Annotated in this window: 28 protein-coding genes and 5 pseudogenes; 17 read left to right on the top strand and 16 right to left on the bottom strand. The window is 67.5% G+C overall.

All coding sequences use genetic code 11. The features are described from left to right. Nucleotides 1–12: 12 nt before the first annotated feature. Nucleotides 13–390, top strand: a pseudogene (locus tag ACGFT2_RS14890) (RidA family protein); the annotation flags it as partial. A gap of 1,447 nt (nt 391–1,837) precedes the next feature. Here the strand turns inward: ACGFT2_RS14890 and ACGFT2_RS14895 are convergent. After that, complete coding sequence (locus ACGFT2_RS14895; RefSeq protein WP_393277815.1) at nt 1,838–2,113, bottom strand: hypothetical protein; 276 nt, start codon at nt 2,111–2,113, stop codon at nt 1,838–1,840. Between the two features lie 73 nt (nt 2,114–2,186). Next, nucleotides 2,187–2,792 carry a hypothetical protein gene (locus tag ACGFT2_RS14900; protein WP_393277817.1) on the bottom strand — a complete coding sequence of 202 codons (606 nt, stop codon included), beginning with the start codon at nt 2,790–2,792 and terminating at the stop codon, nt 2,187–2,189. Between the two features lie 456 nt (nt 2,793–3,248). On the opposite strand from ACGFT2_RS14900, the gene ACGFT2_RS14905 reads away from it, so the two are divergent. From ACGFT2_RS14905 to ACGFT2_RS14915, 3 genes are all read left to right on the top strand, one after another. Continuing rightward, nucleotides 3,249–3,716, top strand: a complete 468-nt coding sequence (locus tag ACGFT2_RS14905; protein ID WP_393277819.1) for a hypothetical protein — start codon at nt 3,249–3,251, stop codon at nt 3,714–3,716. Between the two features lie 201 nt (nt 3,717–3,917). Further along, the gene (locus ACGFT2_RS14910) at nt 3,918–4,214 is read left to right on the top strand and encodes a hypothetical protein (protein WP_393277821.1); all 297 of its coding nucleotides are present in this window, start codon (nt 3,918–3,920) and stop codon (nt 4,212–4,214) included. A gap of 213 nt (nt 4,215–4,427) precedes the next feature. Next, nucleotides 4,428–4,718: a hypothetical protein gene (locus ACGFT2_RS14915; RefSeq protein WP_393277823.1), complete on the top strand. Its 291-nt coding sequence runs from the start codon at nt 4,428–4,430 to the stop codon at nt 4,716–4,718. A gap of 140 nt (nt 4,719–4,858) precedes the next feature. Here ACGFT2_RS14915 and ACGFT2_RS14920 read toward each other — a convergent pair whose 3' ends face one another. From ACGFT2_RS14920 to ACGFT2_RS14940, 5 genes are all read right to left on the bottom strand, one after another. After that, nucleotides 4,859–5,203, bottom strand: a complete 345-nt coding sequence (locus ACGFT2_RS14920) for a hypothetical protein (RefSeq protein ID WP_393277825.1) — start codon at nt 5,201–5,203, stop codon at nt 4,859–4,861. A 234-nt stretch (nt 5,204–5,437) separates the two neighbouring features. Further along, nucleotides 5,438–5,713 carry a hypothetical protein gene (locus tag ACGFT2_RS14925; RefSeq protein ID WP_393277827.1) on the bottom strand — a complete coding sequence of 92 codons (276 nt, stop codon included), beginning with the start codon at nt 5,711–5,713 and terminating at the stop codon, nt 5,438–5,440. Between the two features lie 195 nt (nt 5,714–5,908). Further along, nucleotides 5,909–6,247, bottom strand: coding sequence for a hypothetical protein (locus tag ACGFT2_RS14930; protein ID WP_393277829.1), 339 nt, complete (start codon nt 6,245–6,247; stop codon nt 5,909–5,911). A 174-nt stretch (nt 6,248–6,421) separates the two neighbouring features. Next, the gene (locus ACGFT2_RS14935) at nt 6,422–6,670 is read right to left on the bottom strand and encodes a hypothetical protein (protein ID WP_393277831.1); all 249 of its coding nucleotides are present in this window, start codon (nt 6,668–6,670) and stop codon (nt 6,422–6,424) included. A 255-nt stretch (nt 6,671–6,925) separates the two neighbouring features. Beyond that, nucleotides 6,926–8,344, bottom strand: a complete 1,419-nt coding sequence (locus ACGFT2_RS14940) for a condensation domain-containing protein (protein WP_393277833.1) — start codon at nt 8,342–8,344, stop codon at nt 6,926–6,928. 2,044 nt (nt 8,345–10,388) lie between these two features. On the opposite strand from ACGFT2_RS14940, the gene ACGFT2_RS14945 reads away from it, so the two are divergent. From ACGFT2_RS14945 to ACGFT2_RS14965, 5 genes and pseudogenes are all read left to right on the top strand, one after another. Continuing rightward, nucleotides 10,389–10,901, top strand: a complete 513-nt coding sequence (locus ACGFT2_RS14945) for a hypothetical protein (protein ID WP_393277835.1) — start codon at nt 10,389–10,391, stop codon at nt 10,899–10,901. Nucleotides 10,902–11,049: 148 nt separating this feature from the next. Next, nucleotides 11,050–11,208 (top strand): annotated as a pseudogene (locus ACGFT2_RS14950) (transposase); the annotation flags it as partial. A 202-nt stretch (nt 11,209–11,410) separates the two neighbouring features. Then, nucleotides 11,411–11,911: pseudogene (locus ACGFT2_RS14955) on the top strand (IS5 family transposase); the annotation flags it as partial. A 315-nt stretch (nt 11,912–12,226) separates the two neighbouring features. Beyond that, nucleotides 12,227–13,591, top strand: a complete 1,365-nt coding sequence (locus ACGFT2_RS14960) for an NAD(P)/FAD-dependent oxidoreductase (RefSeq protein ID WP_393277837.1) — start codon at nt 12,227–12,229, stop codon at nt 13,589–13,591. A gap of 638 nt (nt 13,592–14,229) precedes the next feature. Next, nucleotides 14,230–14,652, top strand: coding sequence for a TipAS antibiotic-recognition domain-containing protein (locus tag ACGFT2_RS14965; protein ID WP_393277839.1), 423 nt, complete (start codon nt 14,230–14,232; stop codon nt 14,650–14,652). Nucleotides 14,653–14,770: 118 nt separating this feature from the next. Here the strand turns inward: ACGFT2_RS14965 and ACGFT2_RS14970 are convergent. After that, a pseudogene (locus tag ACGFT2_RS14970) lies at nt 14,771–15,208 on the bottom strand (IS701 family transposase); the annotation flags it as partial. Between the two features lie 36 nt (nt 15,209–15,244). Between ACGFT2_RS14970 and ACGFT2_RS14975 the strand changes: the two are divergent. Continuing rightward, nucleotides 15,245–15,652, top strand: a complete 408-nt coding sequence (locus tag ACGFT2_RS14975) for a DUF5959 family protein (protein ID WP_393277841.1) — start codon at nt 15,245–15,247, stop codon at nt 15,650–15,652. Nucleotides 15,653–15,681: 29 nt separating this feature from the next. Here ACGFT2_RS14975 and ACGFT2_RS14980 read toward each other — a convergent pair. The 3 genes and pseudogenes from ACGFT2_RS14980 to ACGFT2_RS14990 form a co-directional block, all read right to left on the bottom strand. After that, nucleotides 15,682–16,504, bottom strand: a pseudogene (locus ACGFT2_RS14980) (IS5 family transposase). A 197-nt stretch (nt 16,505–16,701) separates the two neighbouring features. Continuing rightward, entirely contained in the window at nt 16,702–17,067 is a 366-nt protein-coding gene (locus ACGFT2_RS14985; protein ID WP_393277843.1) for a hypothetical protein, read from the bottom strand. 41 nt (nt 17,068–17,108) lie between these two features. Next, nucleotides 17,109–17,714 (bottom strand): dihydrofolate reductase family protein, encoded by a 606-nt coding sequence (locus ACGFT2_RS14990; protein WP_393277845.1) that lies wholly within the window; start codon nt 17,712–17,714, stop codon nt 17,109–17,111. 821 nt (nt 17,715–18,535) lie between these two features. On the opposite strand from ACGFT2_RS14990, the gene ACGFT2_RS14995 reads away from it, so the two are divergent. Then, nucleotides 18,536–19,735, top strand: a complete 1,200-nt coding sequence (locus ACGFT2_RS14995) for a PIN domain-containing protein (protein ID WP_393277847.1) — start codon at nt 18,536–18,538, stop codon at nt 19,733–19,735. Nucleotides 19,736–20,092: 357 nt separating this feature from the next. Here the strand turns inward: ACGFT2_RS14995 and ACGFT2_RS15000 are convergent, their stop codons facing one another. The 3 genes from ACGFT2_RS15000 to ACGFT2_RS15010 form a co-directional block, all read right to left on the bottom strand. Continuing rightward, the gene (locus ACGFT2_RS15000) at nt 20,093–20,500 is read right to left on the bottom strand and encodes a hypothetical protein (RefSeq protein WP_393277849.1); all 408 of its coding nucleotides are present in this window, start codon (nt 20,498–20,500) and stop codon (nt 20,093–20,095) included. A 395-nt stretch (nt 20,501–20,895) separates the two neighbouring features. Continuing rightward, a complete protein-coding gene (locus ACGFT2_RS15005; protein WP_393277851.1) occupies nt 20,896–21,117 on the bottom strand; it encodes a helix-turn-helix domain-containing protein in 222 nt (73 codons plus the stop codon). Then, nucleotides 21,117–21,608 (bottom strand): DUF2975 domain-containing protein, encoded by a 492-nt coding sequence (locus tag ACGFT2_RS15010; protein WP_393277853.1) that lies wholly within the window; start codon nt 21,606–21,608, stop codon nt 21,117–21,119. The genes ACGFT2_RS15005 and ACGFT2_RS15010 overlap by 1 nt, the downstream gene beginning before the upstream one ends. A gap of 49 nt (nt 21,609–21,657) precedes the next feature. Here ACGFT2_RS15010 and ACGFT2_RS15015 point away from each other — a divergent pair, with 49 nt between their 5' ends. From ACGFT2_RS15015 to ACGFT2_RS15035, 5 genes are all read left to right on the top strand, one after another. Next, the gene (locus ACGFT2_RS15015; RefSeq protein ID WP_393277855.1) at nt 21,658–22,179 is read left to right on the top strand and encodes a hypothetical protein; all 522 of its coding nucleotides are present in this window, start codon (nt 21,658–21,660) and stop codon (nt 22,177–22,179) included. 86 nt (nt 22,180–22,265) lie between these two features. Then, a complete protein-coding gene (locus tag ACGFT2_RS15020; protein ID WP_393277857.1) occupies nt 22,266–22,769 on the top strand; it encodes a hypothetical protein in 504 nt (167 codons plus the stop codon). Then, nucleotides 22,766–22,987, top strand: a complete 222-nt coding sequence (locus tag ACGFT2_RS15025; protein WP_393277859.1) for a hypothetical protein — start codon at nt 22,766–22,768, stop codon at nt 22,985–22,987. The genes ACGFT2_RS15020 and ACGFT2_RS15025 overlap by 4 nt, the downstream gene beginning before the upstream one ends. Next, the gene (locus ACGFT2_RS15030; protein WP_393277861.1) at nt 22,984–23,457 is read left to right on the top strand and encodes a hypothetical protein; all 474 of its coding nucleotides are present in this window, start codon (nt 22,984–22,986) and stop codon (nt 23,455–23,457) included. The genes ACGFT2_RS15025 and ACGFT2_RS15030 overlap by 4 nt, the downstream gene beginning before the upstream one ends. A gap of 90 nt (nt 23,458–23,547) precedes the next feature. Continuing rightward, complete coding sequence (locus tag ACGFT2_RS15035; protein ID WP_393277863.1) at nt 23,548–23,751, top strand: hypothetical protein; 204 nt, start codon at nt 23,548–23,550, stop codon at nt 23,749–23,751. A gap of 128 nt (nt 23,752–23,879) precedes the next feature. Here ACGFT2_RS15035 and ACGFT2_RS15040 read toward each other — a convergent pair whose 3' ends face one another. Together ACGFT2_RS15040 and ACGFT2_RS15045 are read right to left on the bottom strand one after the other, a co-directional pair. Beyond that, entirely contained in the window at nt 23,880–24,683 is an 804-nt protein-coding gene (locus ACGFT2_RS15040; RefSeq protein WP_393277865.1) for a hypothetical protein, read from the bottom strand. Between the two features lie 303 nt (nt 24,684–24,986). Next, nucleotides 24,987–25,412 carry a MarR family winged helix-turn-helix transcriptional regulator gene (locus tag ACGFT2_RS15045; RefSeq protein WP_393278407.1) on the bottom strand — a complete coding sequence of 142 codons (426 nt, stop codon included), beginning with the start codon at nt 25,410–25,412 and terminating at the stop codon, nt 24,987–24,989. A 112-nt stretch (nt 25,413–25,524) separates the two neighbouring features. Here ACGFT2_RS15045 and ACGFT2_RS15050 point away from each other — a divergent pair, with 112 nt between their 5' ends. Then, entirely contained in the window at nt 25,525–26,349 is an 825-nt protein-coding gene (locus ACGFT2_RS15050; RefSeq protein ID WP_393277867.1) for an alpha/beta fold hydrolase, read from the top strand.

Raw genomic sequence — 26,349 nt, forward strand, 5'->3', positions numbered from 1 at the left:
AGCGTTCGGCGCATGACAGAGCGACGTGCGATCCTCAGCGGCTCGGCCTTTGAGGAGCGGATCGGCTATGCCCGTGCCGTGGTGAGCGGCGACTGGGTGCATGTGTCGGGGACGACCGGCTTCGACTACACCACCATGACGATCTGCGACGACGTGGTGGAACAGGCCGAGCAGTGCCTGCGCAATATCGAGGCCGCGCTGGCCGAGGCGAAGTGCACCTTCGCCGACGTGGTACGGGTGCGCTATCTGCTGCCCGAGCGTGCAGACTTCGAGCCCTGCTGGCCGGTCCTGCGGCGTTGCTTCCACGAGGTGAGGCCGGCCGCCACGATGCTCGTGTGCGGCCTCGCCGACCCCCGCATGAAGATCGAGATAGAGGTGTACGCGCGGCGCCCACCGCGTGAGAGCCCTGCACGGTCCAGGCGGGCGGAACGGGGACGTCGTGACCGGCGGTGGGCGGGGCCGACCCGGCTCGCCACGAGTGGGCTGGGGGCCAAAGTCGCCGCTGTTGGGCGGCGGTTGACGAGGCGGGACGCCAAAGCGGTCACCGCATGGTGACCAACGGACGTCCTCCGCCGTCCGTGCACCGGTGTCCCCGGGCGCCGGGGAGTGTCGGGCCAGTGCCCGCCGCAACCGCCGCCGCCTGCGCGGGCGTCCGATCGAGCACCCTATGCCCGAGCCACGAAGCCGACGCCTCGACGCGCCGACGTCCCGACGTCCCGACGTCCCGACGTCCCGACGTCCCGACGGGCAGGGGTGCGGACGCGGCGCGGGATGTCCCGTCGGCTTCGAGAAGGCGATCTACCACCGCCGCGACGAAGTCGAACGCGCCCTCCAGTCCACGACTTGCGGGCTGTGGCCAGGCGCGACTTGCGGGCTGTGGCCAGACGGTACGACAAACGCGCCTTCGTCTCGCACAGCACCGTCGCCGTTGCCGTCGCGTCGCCGTCGCGTCGCCGTCGCCGTGATCCGCTTGCGGCTGCGGCCTCGGTCCGCCGGACAGGCCCGGGCCGCCATCGCTCACGCCTGGCGTTGCGCGTGGCTGCGGGCGGTGCGTCCGGCGGCCGCCCTACGGCGCAAGTGCGCTGAAGCAGCGCATGTCCTTTAGGGCGTAGCGTCGTTAAGAAAGTGCGTTCCCTTCCGTTCGGGCCCCAGGACCTCATGGCATGTCCTCCTGGGGCCCGTGACGCGTTCGCACCGGGATGTGCACGAACAGCCCGCGCAGCACTCACGCGCCTGTCGTGCCCGCAGTTCAGGGTCCGGCATCGACCGCGGGGGCCCCGAAACCGGGGCGCTTCTCTCTCCCCCAACACAGGCGCCGGCGGCGGCCGTGAGCCGCACGGGTGGGGGCGGCCGTGTGCCGCAGGGGGCGGCGGTTCGTCGGCCGCAGGCAGGTCGGGAGGAGGGGCTATGCCTGAAGGCGGCACGCGCAGGCGGCAGGGCAGCAGGCTGGTGGTTCGTGTGTTGCCGGTGGAGCGGGTGCCGTGATCGGTGGGAGCGATGCCGCTGCGGTCGCAGGGGGCACACGAGCGCGCGGGGCGGTGTCCGGGCGTTCGTGGTCGGTGACCGGTGCACGGCGCCGGGTTGCGGCTCGGGCCCGCCGTGGACGCTTGAGGACGGGATCGGCCGCAGGTCGGTGGCGGGCCCGAACGGGCAGAGGAGGCGGTTCGAAGGCCGTGGGCCTTGCCGCCGCCTCCGTCCGGCCCGCTACGAGCGCCGACGTGTGCGCGCAACCGGCCGGGAGTTTTGCGTTCGGCAGACGGACCGTGCTGGGCCGGCGGGTTGAGCCGGGGCCCGGACCGTGGGGGCCGGTGTGGTGTGGAGCGAGGTGGCGTCCGCTTTAGAGGGCCTGGTTGTTGCAGCCCATGTCGGAACCGAGGTGGCTCTGCTGGGCACCGGGGTTTCCTTCGCCGTTGAGCAGGTTGCCTGCCAGGCCGGTGAGGGCGCCGATGCTGCCGATCACCTCGATGTTCATGTCGTGCGAGCGGCACTCGACGCCTTGGGTGATGTCGACGTCGTGCCCCGGTTCGCCGTGGGCGAAGGCGGTGGGGGCACCCATGGAACCGACACCGCCGAGGATGGCGCCGACGAGGATGGCCTTGTGGAACGTGCGCATGAGCTCTCCGTTGGAGGAATGGGTGGGTTGGGCGGCATGCCGGGTGATGACTGTGGGCGTGGTGCGTGGGCCCTCAGCCCAGACGGGGAAGTCCCAGCTGTCCGAGCGGGGGTGCCGCGACCTGCCCCAAGCCGACGGGGGCCAGCTGGGGTGCGCTGGCGGGCGTGAGCGTCGGGTTGAGGATCGGGTTGACCTGGGGGTTGATCTGGGGGTTGATCTGGGGGGCGACGAACATGGGTGGCTCGGGGCCGAATGCCTGGGGGACGGCCACCTGCGGAGCGACCTGCGGCATGACCTGCGGCATGACCTGGGGCACGGCCTGTGCCGGTGGTGCAGGGGCGGCCTGTGCGGGCTGCACGGGCTGTGCGGGAGCGGCCTGTTGCAGGGGCGGTGCGGTGGAGGCCTGGGCCATTCCCTGCGACGAGGCCGAGGCGGAGGCGTAGCCGGTCTGCTGCTGGGCCATGGGGGCGGCCTGCGGGGCTGGTTGCTGGGCAGGTGCCGCGACCGGGGCTGGTTGCTGGGCAGGTGCCGCGGCCGGGGCAGCCGACTGGTCGGGAGTTGATACCGGAGTGACGCTGGGGCCTCCGGCGGGAGAGTCGGCATAACTGCCGCCGGCGCTGATGCCGGTCAGACCGCTGGCCGCTGCGACGACGAGCGCGGCCTTGTGAAGCTTGCGCATGAAACCCTCGGCCCTTCAATACCTGAACTGGGAATCCATTGCATGGTGTGGTCGGCGTGAAGTCGGTGCGAAACGTTGCACCGCACCGTCAGCAACGGTCATATCGAGTGAGCGCGCGGACTTCGCATGGGAGCGGGCAGTGGAATCCTCCGCCCCGGTGGTGGTCAGCGGTCGCTGCCCTCTCCGCAGTGGAACGAGGGCGCCTTCGCGGGGGTCACGGCGATCGAAGATCTTCACCCGTTTGCCGTGTGCCGGGGTGGGCATGTCGGCGTGAGCGTCTGCGGCATACGGGTGACCGCGACACGGCACCCGTGTCAGGTCTGGGATCTTTTCGTTCCCCACTGGGCGAGAAACGACGGTCGTCACAGCCGTACAGGGCAGCAACGGCGAAGGCCGGGCTGCCTATCGCATGTCATCCGCTTTGGTGCACAGGTCAATTGAAGGGCCGAGGTTCTTATGCGCAAGCTTCACAAGGTCGCGCTCGTGGTCGCAGCAGCCGGCGGCCTGTCCGGTGTGGGGGCCGGCCCCAGTTCTGCCGTGACCCCCTACCAGAACGGCGCCGTGCCGCCGCCGGTCTCGCAGCCGGACGCCCAGGCCGCCTCGGCCGCCTCGGCGCAGGCGAGTGCGCAGACCAATGGCTCGCCGGCTCCCCAGGCGGCGCCGCAGCACGGGACGCAGGTTTCCCCGCAGATCAATCCGCAGCTGAACCCGCAGATCAGCCCTCAGCTCTCTCCGGCGACGCCGCAGGCGCAGCCAGGCGCATCGGCGGGCCAGGCCAACCTGTTCCGTCCGTATCAGGAGTGCAGTCCGCAGAGTCTTCTCGACGCGAATGTGCCGGTGGCTGTGCTTGCCGCGTCCCAGACCCGGGGCGTTGACTGCACCCAGGCCAACAGTCAGTCGAACTCGTTCGCCAGCGTGCAGTAGGGCTGTCGCCGGTCAGATCTCGCCCTCAATGGTGGGCCGTCAAGGGGTGCGTTCGCGGGCACTTGCTCGCTGCGGCCGGGGGTTGTGTGTGCGGAACAACGGCGCGTCGCTGTCCGTTTTGGGGCATTTAGTACTAATCTCCAGTAATTGTAAAAAGGCGATCTGGTACGGATCGCACTCACTCACCTCACCGGAGATGACATGCGCAAGCTTCGCAACGTTGCCGTCCTGGTCGCCGCGATCGGCACCATCGGTCTCATGGGCGGCACGGCACACGCCAGCCAGAGTGGGGGCGACAAGGGCGGGGACCGCGGCGGCGACAAGTTCAGCGTCCAGCAGAGCTCCAACTGCAAGTCGCACGACCTGAACCTGGACGTTCTCGGCGAGGTCGGCCTGCTCAACGGCCTGCTGGGCAACGCCCTGAACGGCGAGGGCAACCCGGGCGCCCAGGCCACCAGCATCGGCTCCACGATGGGCTGCAACAACAGCGCTTTCTGAGTCCCCACCCGGCGTGAAGACGCCGGGCAGTGAGCGGTCCCGGCACCGAGCATCGGGTGACATGCCGGGGCCGCTCACGTACGCCGCCGGTTGGCGCGGCAGCCGGGCGCGTCGCCAGACGATGTACGCCGGTGCACCGGGCGCCCCGGCAGACTCCACCCCCCTGAAGGTCGATCTGTGCAGATCGTTTCACCTGACTTCGACGGAGATCACATGCGCAAGGTCCGCACGGCCGCCGTCCTGCTGGCCGCATTCGGAAGCCTCGGTTTCCTGAGTGCCGGCGCCGCCCACGCCGACCAGGGCTCGGGCAAGGGCAACGGCTCCAGCTTCAGCGTCCTGCAGAGCAGCACGTGCCAGTCGCACGACAGCAACGTCGACCTCCTCGGTGAGGTCGGCATCGGCAACGGCCTGGGCGGCAACCTGCTGAACGGCGAGGGCAACCCGGGGGCCCAGCAGACGTCCATGGGCTCCACGATGGGCTGCAACAACACGTTCGGCGGCTGATCGGGCGGCACCCTCTTTCCCCGGTACGCCGGCTCCGCCCGGCGCACCGGGGATTCCCCTTTTCTTTCCGCGCCTGACCCCGCACAGGCGAAAAGAGCTGGTCCGGAAGCGGTTTTCCGGACCAGCTCTTGCATGAGCGCTCACACGTCGATGTGCGGCTTCTTGAACCCATCGGGCAGCTTGGCGGTGTTCGAGCACTCCACGACCCCGCCCCTGCTGGTCGACTCGCCTTCCAGGACCGGATCGTCGTTGAAGACGACGTGGGGCCGGTCGATCGTCGAGCAGTCCTGTTGCTGGTCGACGATGTGGGTGCCGTCCTTGTCGATGTACGTCTCACTCTTCTTCACGCAGACGACGTCGCCTTGGGCGGTGTTCTCGCAGCCGCCCGACTTCCCGTCGGCGTACGCGTGTCCGGTGCCGACGATGATCGCGGCGAGGCCTGTGACGAGCGCGCCGACGGCGGCCGTCTTCTTGGCAGAGAACAAGGGGTGGCTTCCTTTGCGCTGAAGGCCCGTACGCGCCGGTGCGGTGCACGGGCGCGGACGGGCCGGGAGGGGTCGAAGATGTCACTGCTGTGCTGCCGGGCGCGACGGCCGCAGCCCGGACACAGCCTTTGCTGTGTCCGGGCTGCTGGCATCCCCGCAAGCCCGCCGTGCGTCGTTCAGCCGGTGCAGGGCTCAGACGCCGGCGCCGCAGACGAGGGATTGCGGCATCGACCGCTACTCGCCCTCGTCGCCCTCGTGCTGGCCGTAGCCCTGCTCGGGCCCGGAGTTCTTCTCCTCCTCCGGCCCGGCCGCCGGCTGGGAGGGACCCTGCTCCTGCGGCTGAGCGTAGTAGTAGCCTCCCCCGACAGCCACCGCGTTGGCCGAGGAGTTGGCGACGGCGGAGACCGGCACACCGCCGTCGTCGCCGCCGGCGAAGCTGACGCCGGCACCGAGGGCGGAGAGACCCGCAACCGCCACGGCTACGACCGCGGCACGCTGAAACTTACGCATGTGCAACCCTTTCGTACCCAGACAGAACGCCTGGATTGACTACCTAGGGTGAGCATTACACACGATGCGTAGTTGTCCGGGGATCTACACTCCTCAGGCGGCGTCAACGCCGCATACGGTGGACGCCGCATACGGTGAACGCCGCTGCGGGCCACGACCGCCCGGGGACCCTCGGCCCGCCCCGGCACGTCGTTTTCAGAACAGGCCGGACGCTTCCCCGCCGCCGTCGGTGGCCGCCGGCACCCCGGTCGTGGTGGATTGACACGTCACCTCGGGCCCGAACCGGGTCACGCCCGTGCCCATAGCGGCGGGCACCGTCACGGGCCGCACCGGCATGCAGCTCTCCTGATGCGGGATGACACCGTCCTCCGGGATCTCACCCGTGATGCGCTGGGTGCACGTGACGCCCCCCAGAAGGTCCCGCGTGCAGGTCCCCGGGTCCGCTGCGGCGTACGCCTGCGTGAGCCCGGTGGATGCCACGGCGAGGCCACCGACGAGCCCCGAGATGACAGCGATCTTCTTTCTGCCGAACATGTGATGCGTGTCCTTTTGCTGGTGCCCAGCCCTCGTCTGTCACGAACATTGCGCCGGCGCCGCATCCGGCACCCGGGCAACCGATTCGGTCTCTGCTCCACACAAGGCCCACCCGACAAAGGGCCCACCCGAAGCAGGTGCACCGAGCGCCGCCACGGTGATGCGCGGCCGGCCTCAGCGGGTGAAGGCGCTGTTGTACTGCCCGCACGTGGTGTCCATGGTCTGGGCGAGACCGAGCACCCCGAGCGGAACGTCGTTCTCGGCCACCGTCTGCGGGCTGCACTCCTGATAGGGGCGGTAGCTGTCGGACACCTCCGGCCCGTTACTGCCGTAGGTGTCGGCGGCGGCAGTGCCGGTACCGATGACGGACAGGCCGCCGGCTGCCACCGCTGCTGCGATCACGACCTGCTGAAACTTACGCATGGAACCCTCGGTTCTCCATCGCTTTTACCTGAAGGCCAATTGCCTAGAGTGACTATGCAGACACTAGCAGTAGTGGCGGGTGGGGTTGGACAACCACGGCAAGTGTCCCGGCACGCGCGTCGACAACCTCCCCCCGCACCGGCAACTGGGCCGCCCACAACATGCTTTGCGGTACCGGGAACACCACCGGCCCGCACACCGGCCCACCACCCCCCACCGCCCACCACCGGTCAACTCCGGTGAGTTGGAGTGAATTCAACGTCCCGCCGATGACGACGCCGCGGACGAGACGCGAGTGCGGGCAGACACCGAAAGGATCAACTCCCGAAGCCTTTCCACATACAAGCACACGTTCTTGTAAGCGATACCGGTGTCCGGATAACGGCAGGCCAGCCACAGCCCCTCATGCAGCCGGTTGACCCAGACGCACACCTGATCTCCATACGACACACGGATCAGCCCATACGCCTTCCGCTCACCCCAGTGAGCCGAACCAGGAACAAGACGGGCATCCAGATAGGAGATGATCGAGTACATGTCCGGCGACGTGGGACGAAAATCCTCCCCCAACAGCCGCAGCACCCGCGCCAGCGGAACACGCGCCAGCGACCGGTTGGCCCGCAACTGCGCACGAACCAAAGCAAGAGCCTCCTCGAAGTCACCGGCCGCCGGCACCTCGATCGGCGCGCCCCCCACATACCAGCCCACGGAATCCGACCACGCCGACCGCACCCGCGTATGGAACGGCACCACCGTGCGATAGACCGGCTGCCCACCCAACTCATGCACGATCAAACTGGTCGCAGCCAAAAGACCCACCAGACTGCCACCCCAGCGCCGGCAGTACGCCTCGAACGCGGCAGCCGCATCCGCATCGACGAGCGGCTCACGCACCAGCTTCTGCGTGGGCAAAACCCCACCAGCCTCCACCCCCAGATCCAGAGGAAACTGCGGAAGCCTCCCCTCACACCGGCCGATGAACTCCCGCCAACGCGTGACGATCACATGCGTGTCATCGATACTGTCCGCGTCAGCCCGCTCCTGCTCACAAAAGTCCACATAACTACCCACCGGCACCGCCACCACAGACCGCCCCGCACAACCCGCCGCATACAACTCATGAATCTCGTCCGGGATACGCTGCAACGAATACGCATCAACATTGGTGTGATCGAACGCCACATACACACTCGTGGAATCCTCACGAACAACCGCGGCATACATCAGATTCGGCCAACCCAACGCATCAGCCGCAGCATCGAAACGGTCCTGCAAATACCGCACCAACACCTCCGCATCCGTGAAGTCACCCACCACCTCACGATGCAAAGCCACATCACCCTCACCCAAAGTGAACCGGCACACGTCGTCACCCGACCACCTAAACCCACTACGCAACGTCTCATGCCGCAACGTCCAACTACACAACGCCCCTTCCAACACATCAAGATCCGCCCGACACGGCAAATCAAACGCCGCACCCAGCCACGTCGGAACGAACAACCCACCCTCACGCACCGACCGCGCCGTCCTGATATGCGACTCCTGAACATACGCCGGCGGCCGCGGATCCCGCGGCAACACCGCAGCAGCCTCCACCGTCGCCCGACTAAACGTCCACTCCACCAGCCGTCCCGGCCGCACATCACAGCGCTGAATATCAGAAATTCGCACAGTGGCGTCTCCTTCGCAGGAAACACAGGCTTGATCAACAACACGCCCCACGCGAGCCAACCCCGCTGTGTCGCCCACCTTTCAACAACACGAGCGACCCCTCGAACGACAAAACGAATCACCACCCACCCACCCACACCACCCACCCACCCACACCACCCCACCAAAACACGCCCCCCACCACCAAAACCACCCCCACCCACCAACCCACCAACCCCACCTGTCATTTCATTCATTGGATGCGCTGGATGCACTGGATTCGCTGGAATCGCCGGCGGGGGCCTGGACCGCGGTTGCGGGTGTGGGCAAGTTGAGTGCCATCGCCCGCGGACTGGACGGCCGGAGGCTGACTGAGGACGGTCGAGTAGTGGGCGCGGGTTAGGGGTTCCTTGTCATCGAGCGTGGCGCGTGGGGCCGGGTGAAGTGGGGGCTGCGTGGTGTCCACACCGATACCTCGAATAGCAGCGGAGCCGATGCGTCGGCATCAGCCATGCGTACCGCTCGCACCGCACGTGCGACTATGCCGCTTGCGTCGCTATGCCACCTGGACCGCTGGACCGCTTATGCCGCCTGGACCGCTTGTGTAGCCGTGCCGCCTGCACCGCTGGACCGCTTGTGTCGCCTGGACCGCTTGTGTCGCTATGCCACCTGGACCGCTGGACCGCTGGACTGCTGGACCGCTGGACCGCTGGACTGCTGGGCGGCTCGTGATCCACCGACACCCACACCCCGCCGAGGCCACGCACCCCACCACCACACCCACCCAGCAGCACACCCGACCATAACCACCCACCAGCCCCCCGGCCCCCTCCCCCGGGCCGACACCACAGAAACCGCGACCGACCCCCACACCCCACAACACCCCACCGCAGACCGCACCGCACCGCAGACCGCATCCCAAAAAGGCGACCAGCGGCTACCAACAGCTCGACATCACACGAAGCACAAATCCACGTCCCTGCCGAGACACAGACACAGCACCACCATCAACTATCCGAAGGCAGCGAAATGCCGCCGAAGAAGAGGAACGCCGACCTACCTCCGCCACAGATTCCGCGATCGCCCCCAGTCCCGGCCGGATCACGGCACACCCGGCAGCCCAGAACCCACCCCCGCCACCAACCATCGAAGCCCTCCCGGACAACCCCCCGTCCACGACCCTCCCGGACAGCCCCCCGTCCACGACACCCAGCCCGCACCACCTCCAGGCAAGCCACCGACCACGCCACGACACGAACACACCGACACCAGCACTCCAAGACCGGCCCCAAAGCCCGACGACGAACACTCGGACGCCACCGGCAACAACCCACCACCACACCGAACTGACAAAACGTCAGCCCAAACCACCCGCCACCCGCCACCCGCCACCCGCCACCCGCCACCCGCCACCCACGAACACCACACCCACCACACACCAACACACCCCCAAGACCCACCAGGCCCCCCACCACCCAGCCCCCCCAATCACTCAACCGGCAACAAAAAAGACAACGAATCCGGAAACGACACCGGACCCGTCCGCAAAAGATCCCCCAACGGACCCCCATCCCCACCAACCGCCGCCTGCACAGGCCACACCGACACCAACACCGAACCCACCACCACAACCACCACCACCATCATCTTCCTCATAACCCACCCAACGACACACAACCCAAACAGTTCGCCCACCAACCACCACCACACCCAACACCCACCCAAACAGACCCCCCACACACCACCACACAACCACCCAGAACCTCAGACCGCGTTTGAGACTGGTTGTGCCCGTGAGCTGGAGCGGTCGTTGACCTCCGCGTGCGTGAGTGGGTGGGTGGGGGCGGGAATCCGTCGGTTCTGACGGGTGAACATTGAGTGTCGGCGGAGCCGTTGCCGTTGCCGGTGCGGGTAGGACCAAGAACTCGTAACTCGATCTTGCTGACGGCACGTGGTGTGACCTAACGCTTCGGTTGGCGCCTGGTCAGTTCAGGTGGCACTTTGGGCCCCGGTCTCGCATGAGATGCCGGGCCAAAGAGGATGGTCAATTGAAGGGGCGGATCACGTGAGCACGAGCGAGGGTCGGGAGCACTGGGAGTTGGTGCCCGGAGCCGGGCCGGGGCCACTACGGTTCGGGATGGGCCCGGCCGAGGTCGCCGACGCGCTCCGGGTCTCAGAGCCGCAGAAACGGGTGGGCGGTCCCTACAGGCAGGAAGACTTCGCCGGCGGGGTGAAGGTTTTCTACGACGCGGGCAAGCTGGCGTGCATTGCTCTGGATGCGGTCACGGGTCCGCAAGTCTTGCTAGCGGGATTTACACTGGCCGGCCGCGATCCCGAGCAGGCGCACCAGTTCCTTCTTGACTACGCCGCCGAACACGGGAGTTGCTTGTTGTACACCCTCGATAACTCACTCGCCCTGACCGATCTGGGGGTTCTTCTGCGCTCGCAGGAGGTCGGTGGCGTGCGGATGTCGCGACCGGTCTTCGTGAAGGAGGACTGGTTGGAGTCGGAGTACTACCGCGATCGCCTTCCTCTGGAAAGCGTCCCGGCCACCGATGAATCGACCTGGCCGTCGTAGATGCGAGTGCCGCTGCCGTAGCGGGACTGGCGTGACCGGTGTGACGATTCGGCCGTTTGGGATGGTGTGAGTGTTCGACCGTGGATTGTGGACGATGACCTTTGGGCGTTCATCGAGCCGTTGCTTCTAGCCCTGGCCGCAGAGGGCCCCCGGGCCGAAGCCGGTAGATGACCGGTTGTGCCTGCAGGGCATCCTGTACGTGCTCCACAACGATGCCAGCGGACAACTGTTGCCGCTGGAGTTGGGGTTCGGATCGAGACAGACCTGCTGGCGCCGACTGGGCCGGTGGCACGAGGCCGGCGTCTTCGAGAAGCTGCACCGCCTCCCTCGGCGAGTTGCATGCGACCGACGCCCTAGGCTATGTCTTCGAATGATCTCGCCTGACAAACGGAACGTTCGACCGGATGCTTCGGGCCGCCCGGGCGAGAGCCGATGCCGCGGGCGACGTCGATTTGGCTCGTCGCGGTTGACTCGACCGTCGTGCGTGCCCACCAGCACGCGGCCGGGGCCCGAAAAGGGGGCTTCGCGACCCGGCTCTCGGCCGGTCCAGAGGCGGGCTGACCAGCAAGATCCACCTGGCGTGCGATGGCCGGGGCCGTCCCCTCGCTTTCGTCGTCACCGGCGGCAACACCAACGACTGCACCCGGTTCACCGCCGTGATGGAAGCGATCCCGGTGCCGCGGATCGGGCCGGGGCGGCCCCGTGTCCGACCCGAGCACGTCGTGGGCGACAAGGGCTACAGCTCGAAAGCAATCCGAAGCTGGCTCCGCCGTCGCGGTATCCCGCACACGATTCCCAAGCGGGCCGACCAGGTCCGTAACCGGGCCCGGCGCGGTGGCCGAGGGGGCCGCCCGCCGGCCTTCGACCGCGAGACGTACAAGCACCGCAACGTCGTGGAACGGTGCTTCAACCGGTTGAAGCAGTGGCGTGGGATCGCCACCCGCTACGACAAGACCGCCGAGTCCTATGAAGCAGCCGTCGCCCTCGCACCACTCCTGATGTGGGCCTGACATTAGTGACGGAACCTAGCGACTTGTCGGGGAGCTCTCGGCTGAAATAGCTGGCGCGCCGATCCCCGAGTGGCGAACTCCTCGACGGCGTCTCACACCTCAGCCGTCATGGCAGCGTATGAGCGCATGGACACGACCGGCCTGTGCACCGTGCACCGTCCTCAGGGAAAGCAGGTGCTCAGTGTCGTTCTCGCCGCGGCCGTGGCTGGCGACAGTGAGGTACGAGGTAACCGCCGCGGGCGAAGTTCATGCCGAGCATGCTTTGACGCGGAGCGTGAAACAGGACATACCCCCCTAAAGGGAGATCAGGGCAGCATGAGGACCGACGGCACGGAATACAGCAACTTCACCGGCTGGATCGACCCGCCGGTCGACGTGCAGCCCCCGCTGGACGGCGACCTCATCTGTGACATCGCCGTCGTCGGCGGCGGCATGGGTGGCATGGCGGCTGCCCTGCGCCTCGCGGAGCGCGACCAGGGCGTGGTCCTACTGGAGGCCGAGTTCTGCGGCTACGGCTCAGCCTCGCGCAACGGCGGTCAGATCGCCGGGGCGCCGGGTGGCGACCTGCGGATGCTCAGCCTCCAGTCCCCGAAGAAGATGCCGGTCATGGTCAAACTGGCGGAGCACGCGGGCCGCTACGTGGAAGACCTCATGAAGACGCACAACATCGACTGCGACTACGTGGCGAACGGCCTGGTGTGGGGTGCGGTCTCACCCCTCATGATGCTCAGGGTGCGCACTCAGGCGGCGGTCCTGCGCGCCTTCGGTGGGTACGGGACTGTCGGTAGCCGAGAAGAACTCGGCCTCCCTGCCGGCTTCGTGGGCGGTATGCGGGAATCCATCGGCGGGATGCTGAACCCGGGCAAGCTCGCTCGTGGTGTGCGTCGCGCGCTGCTCGCCTCCTCGGCCAAGGTCTTCGAGCAGACGCGGGTGAGTGATGTCCGGCGGACAGGCCGCATCGTCGAGATCACGACACCGCACGGCACCGTGCGGGCCAACAAGGTGGTGCTCGCAACCAGCGTCTACGGCGGCGAGTGGGACATCACGCCCAAGAACCTCGCGACGCCGCTGTACGTCATCGAGATCGAGTCGGAACCCATCACGCCGGAGCGGCTCGCCGAGCTGGACTGGACCAGTCGGTCCGGCATCATCACCCAGCACCAGTTGATGACCCACTACCGTCTCACCGAGCGCAACACCATCGTCTGCGGGGTCCGCCAAGCGCAGCGAGGCCAGACCTTCCCGCTCCCGGACCGGGCCCCGGACCCTCGGGTCGTGCAGGACATGGGGAAGGATCTGGCCAACCGGTTCCCGTCGCTGTCCGACGTGGCCATCGAGCGGGCCTGGGGCGGTTGGATCGGCATCAGCCCGGACTGGCTGGCGATCGCCGGGCAGGTGGGCGACAACGTCTTCTACTCGATGGCCTGCAACGGCCACGGCCTCTGTCAGGTGCCGTACGTGGCCCACCAGCTCGCCGACTACATCGTCGACGGTGAGATGCCGGACGACCTCGCCGGCATCTGGTCGGACGCCTCGAAGTACTCGCCGTCGATGTCGCTGCTGATGCAGCCGTTCGTCCTCCGAGCCATCTGGGGGCTGGACCGGTTCAACGACTTCTTCAATGGCAGCAGGACGCTGGCCCGGCGGGCGCTCCGTCGTGGCAGGCGCGGGGACTCCTGAAGGCTTGGGTGGCGCCTGATCTGTGACGGCGTGGTGAGATCCGCTACGACAAGACCGCCGAGTCCTACGAAGCAGCCGTCGCCCTCGCATCACTCCTGGTGTTGGGCCTGACATTTGACGACAGAACCTAGGCCGTGTATCGAAAGTGGATCTTGAGTTGTGAATGATCTCGGTTCATGGGTCGGGGAGATCTCACGGACGAACAGTGGGCGGGGATGGAGCCGTTGTTGCCGAGGGGCACGAGGGTCGGGCGGCCACCCATCTGACCTCGGCGGCAGTTGATCGACGGCATCCGGTTCCGCGTCCGAACCGGTGTTCCGTCGGGGAGACCGGTCGACCGGCCGTCATGGAACCGGACCCGGTGCCGGCCGAGCTCGTCCTGCCGCGCGAGGTCGCCGCGGGAATCCGGGCCGCGCCGTCGAGTGGCTGGACGCCCCGCTCCGACGGCTCGCCGTTCGAGCTGCGCCTTTCCCGCCGCCGGCTGACCGGGACGGAGCGCCGGGGGGTCCAAGAAATGGTTTGCCGACCCGATGGCTGTGTGTCACCGTTCGGCCTGGACCGGCAGTTGATCATCGACGGCCGGTCGATGCCGACATGTCGGCGGCCTCTCGTGGATCCACCGGAGAGGTGACGAAACGATGGGAACCGGTGCCGTGGGGAACAATTACGAGGACGAGTGTCGTCGGTCGTTGGCCGAGGAGCAGGCGAAGAGCCTCGCCGGGACCAACAATTGGGAACATGTGGACAGGGAGCGGGTCCACCAGGACTGGGACGTCCTGTACCGGGAGATGACGGCTTTCCTGGACGGCGGCTCCCTGCCAGGGGACCAGCAGATCCAGGAGCTCGTCCGCAGGCACTTCGACATCGTTAGCCGGTTCTACACCCCCTCCTGGGAGGCTTACATCGGCATGTCGCTCTTCTACGCCGAGGACGAGGCCATGAGGGCGTTCCACGATTCCTACCACCCCGGGATGGTGGAGTTCCTGGGCGCCGCGATCAAGGTGTTCGCCGAGCAGGGGAGCGGGTTCGCCCCCAGCACGGGGGCCGAGGCTTCGGTGTAGTCGGGCGACACCGGCCAGGACATGCGTGGGCGGGGTTCAGGCCTAGGGGACGCGGGATCCGCTGCACCATCCCAGACAAGGCCGACCAGGCGCGCAACCGCCGGAAGCTCGGCTTGAACCAGCGGCTCCAGGAGGGATAGCGGCGGACCTGGTGCTCATCGAGCCCGGTCAGGCCCTTCTCGGCCTGGAAGGTTTCCTCCACCCGCCACTGGAACCAGCCGTCTTGACCAGGGTGCTCAGCGGCACCGGCAAGGTGGAATGGCAACGGTAGTGAGCGAGTTCACCAGTGGTGCGGTTGCGCCGGATCAGCAGCTGACGGTAGCCCGGCGCCGGGCCGGCGAGGTCGATGACGGCCCAGTCGCAGAAGCGGTGGGCCCTTCGCGCCGCGTCCGGCCGACAGTTTCTGCCAGGCCCGCTTGGGCAGCTTCACCGCCAACGCGTCGGCGCGGAACTTTCCTGCTTTGGTGGCCACTTCGGCCGAGCAGGCCACGGCGAGTACATAGCCCATGCCGCGTTCCTCCAGAGCCGCTCTCAGCTTCGGATTGCCGCCGTGCATGATGGTCCTGAGGGTCTTTCCATCCGAGGAGTGCACGTGGCCGAGGGCATGGCGTTGGAGCTGATCCACCTTGCCGATCATGAGAACAGCGTCGTGATCAGAGTGCTCGGCCGCCGTGACCCAGACGAGATCGACGCTGAGGTCGTCATCACGAGCACCTTCTGCAATGGTCGGCTCCGCCTCCGCCTAGCGCCCAAGGACCTTGACGACTGGGCGAAAGCCCTGGACGACCTTGCCGCCGGCCGGAGCGTCTGCTGGATGACCGACCTGCGCAACCCTGAGATCAACATCGAGTTCAACACCCAGTTCTCGGTTCCCCTGATCACCGTAGAGGACGTCCAAGGTTCCGGTACGGCCATGGCCGTGCCCGTGGATCTGCCGGACGGCTGGGTCGAAGAGCAGCGTGGGCGCCTGGAGCGCGTCCATCAGCTGCCGCCCGCGTAGAGAGTCGGCGTCTCGTCGACCCGTCACGGTCAGCTCCGCCCTATCTGAACCAGTCGGCGCCAGCAGATCAGTGCGCAGCCGAGGGCCAGGAAGGCTGCGTGAATGTCGTCGCGGATCTCCCAGCAGATCCGAAGGCGGCGGAACCAGTGCAGGTGGGCGAAGGCGCGCTCCACGACCCAGCGTCGGGTGCCCAGTCCGGAGGCGTGCTCGGTGCCCCGACGGGCGATCATCGGTTTCACCCCGAGTGCCCCTACGAGGCGGCGGTACTTGTCATGGACGTAGCCGCGGTCGCCGAGTACGACGTCCGGTCGGCGCCGAGGGCGGCCGCGCTTGCCGCGCACCGGTGGAACGGCTTCGAGCAGCGGGATGAGCTGGGTGAGGCCGTTGCGGTTGCCGCCCGTCAGGGTGGCGGCGAGCGGGATGCCGGTGGCGTCGGTGAGCGGGTGATGCTTGCTGCCGGTTCCGCCCCGGTCAACAGGGCTTCGTCGCGTTTCTGGTCCCCTTCTAGCGCCCGGATGTGGGAGCCGTCGACCGCAGCCCGGGAGAAGTCCAGGGCGTTGACGCTGCGAAGCTTGGCGAGGAGAACTTCGTGAAACCGCAGCCGCACACCGGCCTCGGTCCACTCGGCCAGACGCCTCCAGCACGTCATCATGCCCGAACCGAAGCCGAGCTCCTGCGGTAGGTGTTCCCAGGCGATCCCGGCGTGCAGCACGAACAGGATGCCCTGAAACACCAGCCGGTCCGGATGCCGCTTCCGCCCGGATACCGCCTCCGCCGCTCGACCTTTGGCAGCCGCGGTTCGAGCACCGCCCACAACTCATCATCGACAGCCCACGGCTTCGGCCGAGCCACCCCGCGCCCCCGGTTCAACAGTCCCGGAGCGATCCAACCACCCAAGGATCATTTCGTTAGGGGTTGTAAGGGGCAGGCACCGGGAAAGGCACCCATGCCTGCACCACGTGGACGCCACCCTCCACGTGGTGCAGGCCGGGCGCGCCTGGCGGCAGCTGCCGAAGGACTTCCCGCCCTCGCCCACCATGTACTGGCGCTCAACCTGATGGCACGACGACTACATCGTCGAACTCGTCCACAACGTCCTGCACGGTCGCAACCGAGAAGCCGACGACGGAAACACAGAGCCGTGCGCAAGGCTGATCGAATCGCAGCCCGTCCGCACGACCGACACCATTCCGACGTCGACCAGGCGCTTCGACACAGGCAACAGGATCAAGGGCCACGAGAAGTTCCTGGTCACCGACACGCTCGGCCTGCTCGAGGCGGTCCATGTCGTCACGGCCAGCGTCCAGCACCGAGATGCCCCCGAAGGCCGCTGCCACGGACTCGAGCCGACCCACCCCCGCACTCGACGAACCGGCTTCCCGCTCCAGCACCTGCCTTAAGGCCGCCTCGCTCATCTGGCTTCACGAGCCTGCCCGAGGCCATTCGTCGGACACATCTAGTAGCTGTCGTAGCTGGGCTCACCGTCCGGCCGGTAGACGCCGACGACGGTGCCGCCCTTTGTCGTCGAGACGCTGACCGGCTTCAGCGCAGTGGGGATCGCTCCGTCGGCGAACAGCCGCTTGCCGGTTCCGATGATCACCGGATGGATGGTCAGCCGGTACTCGTCGACAAGGCCGTGCCGCATGAGGGTCTGGGCGAGGTCGCCGCTGCCGACGACGTTGATGCTGCCACCGTCGGACGCCTTCAGCTTGCGCACGGCATCGACGACGTCACCCTCCAGCAGCCTGGAGTTCTGCCACTCGACGGACGTCAGGGTCCGAGACGCCACGTACTTGTGCATGCTGTTCATCCGATCGGTGAACGGGTTGCCGGGATCCGCGGTCGGCCAGTACGACGCGAAGATCTCGTACGTCTTCCGGCCGAGAAGCATCGCGTCGGAGTGCTCGTACCAACCGGCGATGGCCGTGCCGACCTCCTCGTCGTCCACCGGCTTCTGCCAGCCGCCGTACTCGAATCCGCTCTCCGCGTCCTCGTCCGGACCGCCCGGCGCCTGCATGACGCCGTCCAACGTCAGGAACGTGCAAACAATGACCTCGCGCATGGTGCGCTCCCTTCCTCGATGGGGTAGACCACACAACCCCCGGGAACTCATCGGCAGAACCTCCGCAGTCCTCGACTGCAATGATCGGCCGCCCGGCGACCGCCCCCCGCTGGATGAGGCTGCTGGTGGCCGACGTAACAGTCATCACCGCATGACGTGCTCCTTGGCCGGGCCGACGCCGACCGTCACCGTCCCAAGTCCCCTTGCACACCAGGTGGGCGGCTGAGCCGAAATGGACGGCCACCGCGCACAGCTTGCCGTGCATGCTGGGCCCGGCCCACGGGCGACAGTTGGTCCGACTACCTCGCCACCCGCCAGATCCGGCGATCCCGCCTGGGTCTCGGCCCCTGACACCGACGTGTCGGACGCAGCACGGCATCTCAACAACCGCTGAGCTTCCCGAACTGGGCCAGGCAGTGCCAGGGGCAGCGGGCAGCGGGCAGCGGGCAGCACGGCATCGTGCTAGGGGTCGAGACCGACCGAGGGCACATCGGCCGACCCATCCTCACCTGCCCGGACGCTCGTCGCGAAGCTCGATCCAGGTCGGACGTCAGGGCCAGTGACGAGATGCGCGTCAGACCCTTGTCCGAAGTGCCGGCACTATCCCAGCGGCGATCTTCCGCCCACACGATTCGCACTCGTCGCGGGGCGTCTTCACGCGTATCGCGCTTCCCACGGGCCTCGCGCCGGGGGCGAGAAGGTACTTGCTGCGCCGGACTGCGGGATGTCGCCAAGTCGCCGCCGGTGACAAACCTCAGCGAGGCGCGCCCGATTTCTGCCACTCTTCTCATCGAGTCACGGGCAGAACAGGAGCGTGCAGCGTGATCATTTTGGATACGTGCGTCCTTCGTGGACTGAGCTGGGAGAACAGCAGTACCGACGTTCTTCGGGCGATACGCACCGCCGGCGTCGAGAGCGTCGCAGTCCCCTGGATGGTCATGGAGGAACGCGCAGCGCAGCTAGCCGTCAAATACCGCCTGCGGTACGAGGCGACTGCCCAGGCGCTCCAGACGCTGGCCAGCGCGACTCCGTGGGAGCAGGGCATCACTTTGCCTGCCATGGACATGGAGCGGGTCCGTGAGCACTGGCGGAAGCTGTGGTCACGCGTGGTCGACGTCGTTCCGACGAGCGAGACCGCACTGCGCGAGGCAGCCTTCCGCGAGGCGAACCGGCTGCCTCCGTGCAAGGACGACGACAGGAAGGCCGGTGCACGGGACGCGGCTATCTGGCTGTCAGCCGTCGAGTACGCCAAGGCGCACCCTGGCGAGACGGTCTACTTCGTCAGTGGGGACAAGGACTTCGGTGACGGCAAGGACTATCCGGAGCTGATGGCTGCCGACATCCGCGAACTCGGGGACCGGTTCGTTCACCTGATAGGGCTAGGGGAGGTCATCGACCGGTTCGCCGAGAAGGCGGATACCGAGCAAGGCGTCATCGAAGCCGCCCTGAAGACCGATTCCGTGCACGGCACGATCGTCCGCCTGGCGCATGACGACACCGACCCCTGGCCCAGCACCACAGGGAGCAAGGGGTTCCTGTGCACGGCGGCTGGGCCGGCCCACAAGCCCCTTCAGACTGTCGGCGTCGGCTGGATCGCTCCTGCCCTGTCCGCGTGTCTCAGCACGATCACCGACGTCGAGTCCTATCGCATCGGTGCGCAGGTCTGGTGCATGGCCACGGTCCGGTGGCTGATCACTGGCAGGGCGCTCCTGGAGCATGGAATCGGCATGGCGGCCGGCGCATTCGAGACCCGCATCCTGTTCGCTCCCCACGACGACAATCCGCGCCTGACAGTCCTGCGCTCCTCGGGTCTTCGGCAACTCAGTGACGCCGAATTCGACGAGATTGACGCCGAGTTCGGTTGGGCTCCGCTCGACATGTCGACCGGCCCCGACGGCACACCGGTGTGGCGTAACAACCTCGCCACCGGGGTGAAGGCCATCGCCAGTGCCCTGGCGGCCTTCAACGCGCCTCTGTTGCGGGACCGGCAGGTAACGCTGGGCGAGACCAGGGCTGGCTGACGGCAGACGTGGATGGCTCGGCACCACCTCGCGATCCTCCGTCCATAGGCGTCTGCTGCTGCGTGATCGGGTACAGCTCCTTCCTTACCGCCGAACGCATTCGTGACGAAGCGACGGCCGGGTCTGGGGGCACGACCCCCGGACCCGGCCGTCAGGCCGCGGACCTCAGGTCACGAGGTCCAGGCACAGTCAGCCTGGTGTCCAGCGCCAGCTCGACGACTGACTGTGATCGTTCTCTTCCCGCAGCCCGGGCCGCTTGCCGTTGACGTGACTGTGGCGCGAACGAACATCGGCGTGAACTCACCTGGCGGTGGTCAAGCGCGACGCCGTCACCCAGGCCAGAGAAGCGATTGTCAACTATCCACGGGTATTGATGGGAAGGTCGTTGAAGTCATAGTCGTAAAATGTCCGCTCGACCTTGTGGCCGGAAGGGCAGCGGAGAACCACTTGCGAGTACGGCGCCGGCGCAGCTGTGATCTCCACATGACTCGTGAAGTCGGCAGATGCGAAGAAGGGCGGCGCGCCTTCCTTGAGCTGCACGGTGGACGACTTCGCCGCCGGAGTGCCACCAGTTGCTGTTGTTACGTCCACATCCCATCGCACGGGCCAGAAGAGGTTGAAAGCATTGGCCACAACCTTCCAGTCACCGTTGCACGTGAATTTCTCCGTTTGCGTGATCTCCGCGTGAGCGGGTCCCGTCGTTGCAACCAAGGCCGCCGCACTGGCGAACGCCGCCATTAGGACCCTGATTCTCATTCTGGTCATGACACTCCCTTATTGCTTTCAAGCCCCCGAAATATCGGGATACCTGCTCGACGCCAAGGTACAAGGGGGTGCCATGCCCAGCATGAGTAGTCATTACCCAACTGAAAGCGGCGCGCGCGACCTCGTGCACGGCTGGCCGTGGGGTCGGCGACGATGAGCGAGGCAGTGACGTCGTCCAAGTCATCCCCTGCGTAGCCGGTGGATGAGGTGAGCTGCTGCGACCTACCGGTGGACTCCCGGTCCTCGTACAGGCAGACCGTCCAGGCGTCCGGCACCCGTACCGAGCTGATGGCGACCTCGCCCGCCTTCAGCTCAACCGGTCGTAGATTCCCGGCTTCAAGTCCTGGCGTTTGCGGTGCGCATGGACGGTGCCGGTCTTATCGTGGCAGGGCACGTCAGTCAGCTGCGGCATCCTCGGCTTCCCAGCGCAGCAGGTCGCCCGGCTGGCACTCGAGCACCTCGCAGAGCGCGGCGAGGGTCGTGAAGCGCACCGCCCTGGCGCGGCCGTTCTTGAGTACCGCCAGGTTGGCGGGCGTGATCCCTACGCGGTCCGCGAGCTCGCCCACGGACATCTTCCGCTTGGCCAGCATCACGTCGATGTCGATGGCGATCGGCATCAGATCACCTCGTCCAACTCGGCCTGCATCTCTGCCGCTTCGACGTCGCGCGCCACGGCCTGGGCGAGCAGCATCCGCAGCACGAGCACGATGAGCGCGACCCCCAGGATGGCCACGCCGATCCCGCCCATGATGACGGTGACGCCCGGGTCGTCCCGCTGGCCCGGCGCATTGACGGCCGTGACCGTGAACCACACGAGGGCAGCCGCCACGATCGCGCCGATCACGCCGTCCACGTACCGGAAGGCGGCGTGGGAGAACACGGTTCCGTGCCGGACCATCGTCACCAGCTGCCATACGCAGACCAGGGCGACCTGGACCGACACCACGCCCAGGATCGTGAGCACGCGCAGCGCGGTCAGCGGGAGCGACCCGTCCTCCGGGTCGCTCCCGCTGACTAATGTCCACACCATCAATGCCTGCACCAACACGGTGCCGGCGAGCACCACCACGAGCAGGGCGCGCAGCGCACGCACGGTCAGCTTTCCCATGATCCATCCTTCCATCGAATCGCGATCGAAATCTATCGAAATTCGATAGGTGAAGCAAGGGTCGGGCATGGTCGACGGCGCGAGCCGCGTCCTGCTGACCGCGTCGCTGGTCGTTCCGCTGCTCGTCCTGGTCCTGCACCGGTTCGGGTCGTCCGGCAGCAGCCGCGAGGGGTCACCGCTTCCCCGCCCGCGGCAGGACCCGCTACCCAGCCGGCCGCCACCGCCGCATGCCGGTCACTCCGGCCGTGCCGGCCACAGCGTGCACTCGGGGCTGACGCACATCCTGCTCGGTCTTGGCATCGTCCTGCCCGTCGAGGAGATCGTGATCGCCGGACCGCGGCTGTGGCGGTACACGACCCGGCGGCCGGCGCGGGAGGCCCCGGTGTCGTACGAGGCGCTCGACGACGAGCGGGAACGCCTGACCCAGGCCGTGGACTCAGGACGCCGTGCCCTGCTGGACGGAACCGACGCCCGCGCAGCCGTCATCGCCTGCTACGCCACCATGGAAGCGTCGCTCGCCGTCTCCGGGGTGGCCCGGCACGCCTCGGACCGCCCGCAGGACCTGCTGTAACGGGCTGTCGCAGGCGGCCTGCCCGCGGGGGCGGCCGTGGCCGAGCTGACCTCCCTGTTCCGCGAGCCCGTTACTCCACGCACCCGATGGACGGCGGCCACCGCGACCGGGCCGCGGCTGCTCTCGCCGAGATCGGCGTCGTGTCGGTCGGCGGCGCGACCCGCTGGCTCCGGCCGGGCAGCGGCCAGCAGTACTTCTACCGCATCGTCGAGAGTGTGCTGGAGGTCCGCAAGGACTTCGCGTACCGCACGGAGGGACTCAGCCTGCTTCCACCGCCCGCGTTGCCCGAGGGAGCGCTGGTGTACGTCATCACACCGCTGACCGACCAGCGGATTCTCAACATCCTGCACCAGGTGCGCGGACGGGCCAACCCGCTGGTCGTGGTTGAGATCCCCACTGGCGAGCCGGTCCTGAAGCCCGGCGACACCGAGGGTGAACTGGCGCTTCGACTGTGGCGGGCCGACCGCGACGCCATGCGCTTCGCGTTGGTGGAACGCGGCATCGCGGTCGTCGCCCACCGGCCCGGCGAGACCCTCGACCTCGCCCTTGCGCCGCTGCTGCGCACCCGCGTCCACAGGGGGAACCGATGACCACCGTCCCCGCCTGGATGGCCCGGCCAGGCGCACGCCTGGCCGGCAGCCGAGCCGCCCTGCCCATCGCACGTCTGACCTCCCGCATCACCGACCGCTTGCTCGGTACGGCCCTTGCCGTCGCCGCCTGCGACCCGCCGGCCGCTCTGCACGCACCACTGCTGGTCAGGGTGCTGGTCCTGGGGGCGGCCGCGGCTGCGTGGTGGCCGCTCCGATGATCGACGCGCGCCCCGTCCTGACTTCCATGCGCTGGCGGACCATAGCGGCCCGCCGCCGGACGACCGTGCTGCCGGCCGCGGCGATCGCGGTCGCGGCGGTCACCGACCCCGCGGTGTGGCTGGACGTCTGCATCGCCGCCCTGCTGCTTGCCTACCTGCTTGTCACCGACGCGTGGGCAGTCGGTGTCACCGCCCCGCCCGGCCGTCCGCGGGCGACACCCGCACTGGCGGCCGCCGCCGCAACCGCAGTGGTACTGCTCGCCGCCCAGGCACCGGTCCTGGGCACCTCATGGGCACGTCTGCCCGCCTCACTCGCCATCACCGCTACCACGACTTGCCTGGTATTGGCGCTGCGCTCCCGCCACAGGCCACCCGGGGCTTCAGTGAGCTCCGTCCGGAAGCACAAGTCATGTGCGGGCCAGGCTCGCCCGGAGGGTGATCATGAAGGCATTCCCCGTGGGCTATATTGAACGCGTTCAAATCTGGTGGGGGGCCTACATCCCGAGCCTGGCCCGTTCCGCTGTCGTGCGGAGGACGACCTCGACGTTGGGAGATGCGGCATGTGCATCGCAGCGCGCTTGGTGCTCACCTGGATCGCGACCTGGGCGGCCCTCGTCGTACTCGTCCTTTTGCCTCTGTTGCTGCCGGCCGGGTGGCAGTACTACGTCTATTCGCCGGCCAGCGTGGGGCTTTGGATGCTGTCCATGCTCGGTGGGCCATTCGTTGCATGCTTCTTCAACTGGCGTTGGATCCGTCATGGTTGACGGGGAAACCGCCCCTTACCGGGTCAACGTCCGCCTCGTCACGTAGGACACGATCTAAGGGGCCATCCCATTCGGCGAGTCTGCGGTAGCGGATGAGCGTGCAGGTGGCACTGTCGGTCGCACCCCGCTCAGCCGGCAGAAGTGTTATGTGTCGTCTCGCGTGCCTCGGCGAGGGCCCGCTGCCTGAGGTTGCCGCCGAACAACCGAATCGTTGTGGCGGCCAGGACGTCATCCCTGCCGATGGTCCGTCGGTCTCCCCTTCGGGCGGACTGGGCCCGGAGGGAATCCTTGTGGAACGGGAGTGGGGCCGGTTCGCCCGACATCACTAGGGCCGGTTCGCCCGACATCACTGGGGTGACCGTACCGAAACGCTTGACCCCGCCCTCGCGGACGACCATGGCCGCGTCCCGGGCGAGGTCCGTCAGGAACACGCTCGCGATTCCGTCCAGGTCGCGGACCATCGCCGGGACGGCCGTCACCCCCTGGCTCCGCAGCAGCTTCTTGACCCCGGCCTCGAACCTGTGCGCGCCGACCACAGCAATCGGTCTGCGCGACCCGCTGCGCTTACGAGAAGGCACGATGACACCCTCGGCGTCGTACAGGACACCGGTCAGGCCTTGAAACGTCGGGCTGTGGTCGTACCACTTGCCCCCCACCTCGAGCTCGACGTTCCGGTCGATAGCCGAGAGAAGATCCCCAGGAACCAGCTTCTTCCGGGCCTCCTCCGCCGCCGCTCTCCTCGCACCGTCGATGATCTCCGTCAGCACTGTCCGCGTGACCGACGCGGCGGTCCACGCGGCCGACCGAGAGAGGTGCATCGGGGTCACGTCCCTGAACACCGCTCTGACGAGAGAAGGCTTGAACGGCGAGACAGCCGTGGCCAAGGCCGTCTCGACGCCGCTGCGCTCAGGGCGTGTGAGCTGTGTGGTCATCGGAAGAAAGGCTCCCTGCTGTCGCAGTCATCGCAGGTCCGCACTTCAGCGCGCAGACCCGCTATCTTCCCCCATCCTCCGTCGAAGCGGCCCGCGGGGGCACTTGAACATGTCCTGCAGAGCGTGCGGCAGCGGATAAGGGTGCAGGCGATGCTGGTGAAGGCGATGAATTGGCCGGCCTCGCCTTCACCAGCATCGGTGGATCGGAATCACCGTCAGGTAGTTGTCACTCATCGGCCCGCCCCCGCACTCCGTCACGTTCCGTCCCTCACCCAGCACCCGGCAAACCATCCGGTCACGGCACTAGCCGTTGGCGTCGGTGTCCTCGAAGAGAGCGAGCATCCGGCTGAGCACTCGGACGCAGGCGTCCACGTCCGCTGTAGTGAGATCGTCCGCCGCCTCACGCAACAGCGCGTGTTCCCGGGCGACGACGGCATCGATCGCCGTGCGACCGGTGTCGGTCAGGCGGATCAGCGAGGATCGAGCGTGCGCCGGGTTCGGCAGGGCTTCCACCAGCCCGTCGGCTGCTGCGTCGTTGACCATCCGCTGGACGAACTGACGGCTGATCGACTGCGCTCGGCCCACCTGGGGAACCGTCATCGGTCCGTGCTGGCGCAGCAGATCGAGCACCGCGCGCACCCCCACCGACAGCCCCTGCCGCGGGGCGTCCTGTTCGATCTTCCGGTGGACCCGCCGGTAGAGCGGTCCCACCAGGGCGAAGATCTCCATCAGCCGCGGACCCGCCTCGTCGGGGGACAGCGGGCGCTGTTCATCGCTCACGGGTCGATTGTAAATGACAACCCGATTGTCACCCTCTCCGACTTATGACAACCTGGTTGTCATGAATGAACCTTCCGATCTCCGATTCTTCGCGTCCACCGACGGCAAGCTCGCCTACCGCGACACCGGTGGCACAGGCCTCCCGGTCGTGCTGCTGCACGCGAGTTTCCTCGACCACACCATGTGGGACGACCAACTTCCGGCCTTCGCGCAGGAGTTCCGCGTCATCGCGCCCGACGCCCGTGGTCACGGCTGGTCCGCCAACGCGAGCCGCCCGTTCCGCCAGGCCGACGACCTCGCCGCGCTGCTGCGCCACCTGGGCGCCGCCCCCGCCGTCCTCGTCGGCATCTCCATGGGCGCGATGATCGCCGTCGGAACCGCTCTGGAACACCCCGAACTGGTCCGGGCCCTGGTCCTCTCCGGTGGCGGCACGGAGGAACGCGCGCTCATGGAGCCGTGGTCCGAACAAGCCGGGGCAGCGCAGCTCCAGGCTCTGGCTACCGGCGACATCGAGGCCTGGCACCACGCGAGCGACGCCTGGGCGCACGGCCCCGGGCGACCGCGGGACGCCGTCCGGCCCGCGATCTACGCCCGCCTTCGCCAGATGCGCCAGCGAACCATCGGCAAGCACACTCTTGGCGAACCCGATCACCACAAGGCGGTCGAGGATCTCGGCGCCCGTGCCGGCCAGATCACGGTCCCCGTGCTCGCCCTCAACGGCGCCCAGGACGCACCCGAGCTGCAGGCCAGAGCCGAACACATCGCCCGCACGGCGCCACGAGGCCGAGCGGCCACGATCGACGACGCGGCACACTTCCCCAACCTCGACTCTCCCGAGGAGTACACCCGGATCGTCACCGACTTCCTCCACAGCCTCGACCAGTGA

The sequence above is a fragment of the Streptomyces sp. NPDC048514 genome (assembly GCF_043199955.1).
Classification (GTDB): domain Bacteria; phylum Actinomycetota; class Actinomycetes; order Streptomycetales; family Streptomycetaceae; genus Streptomyces.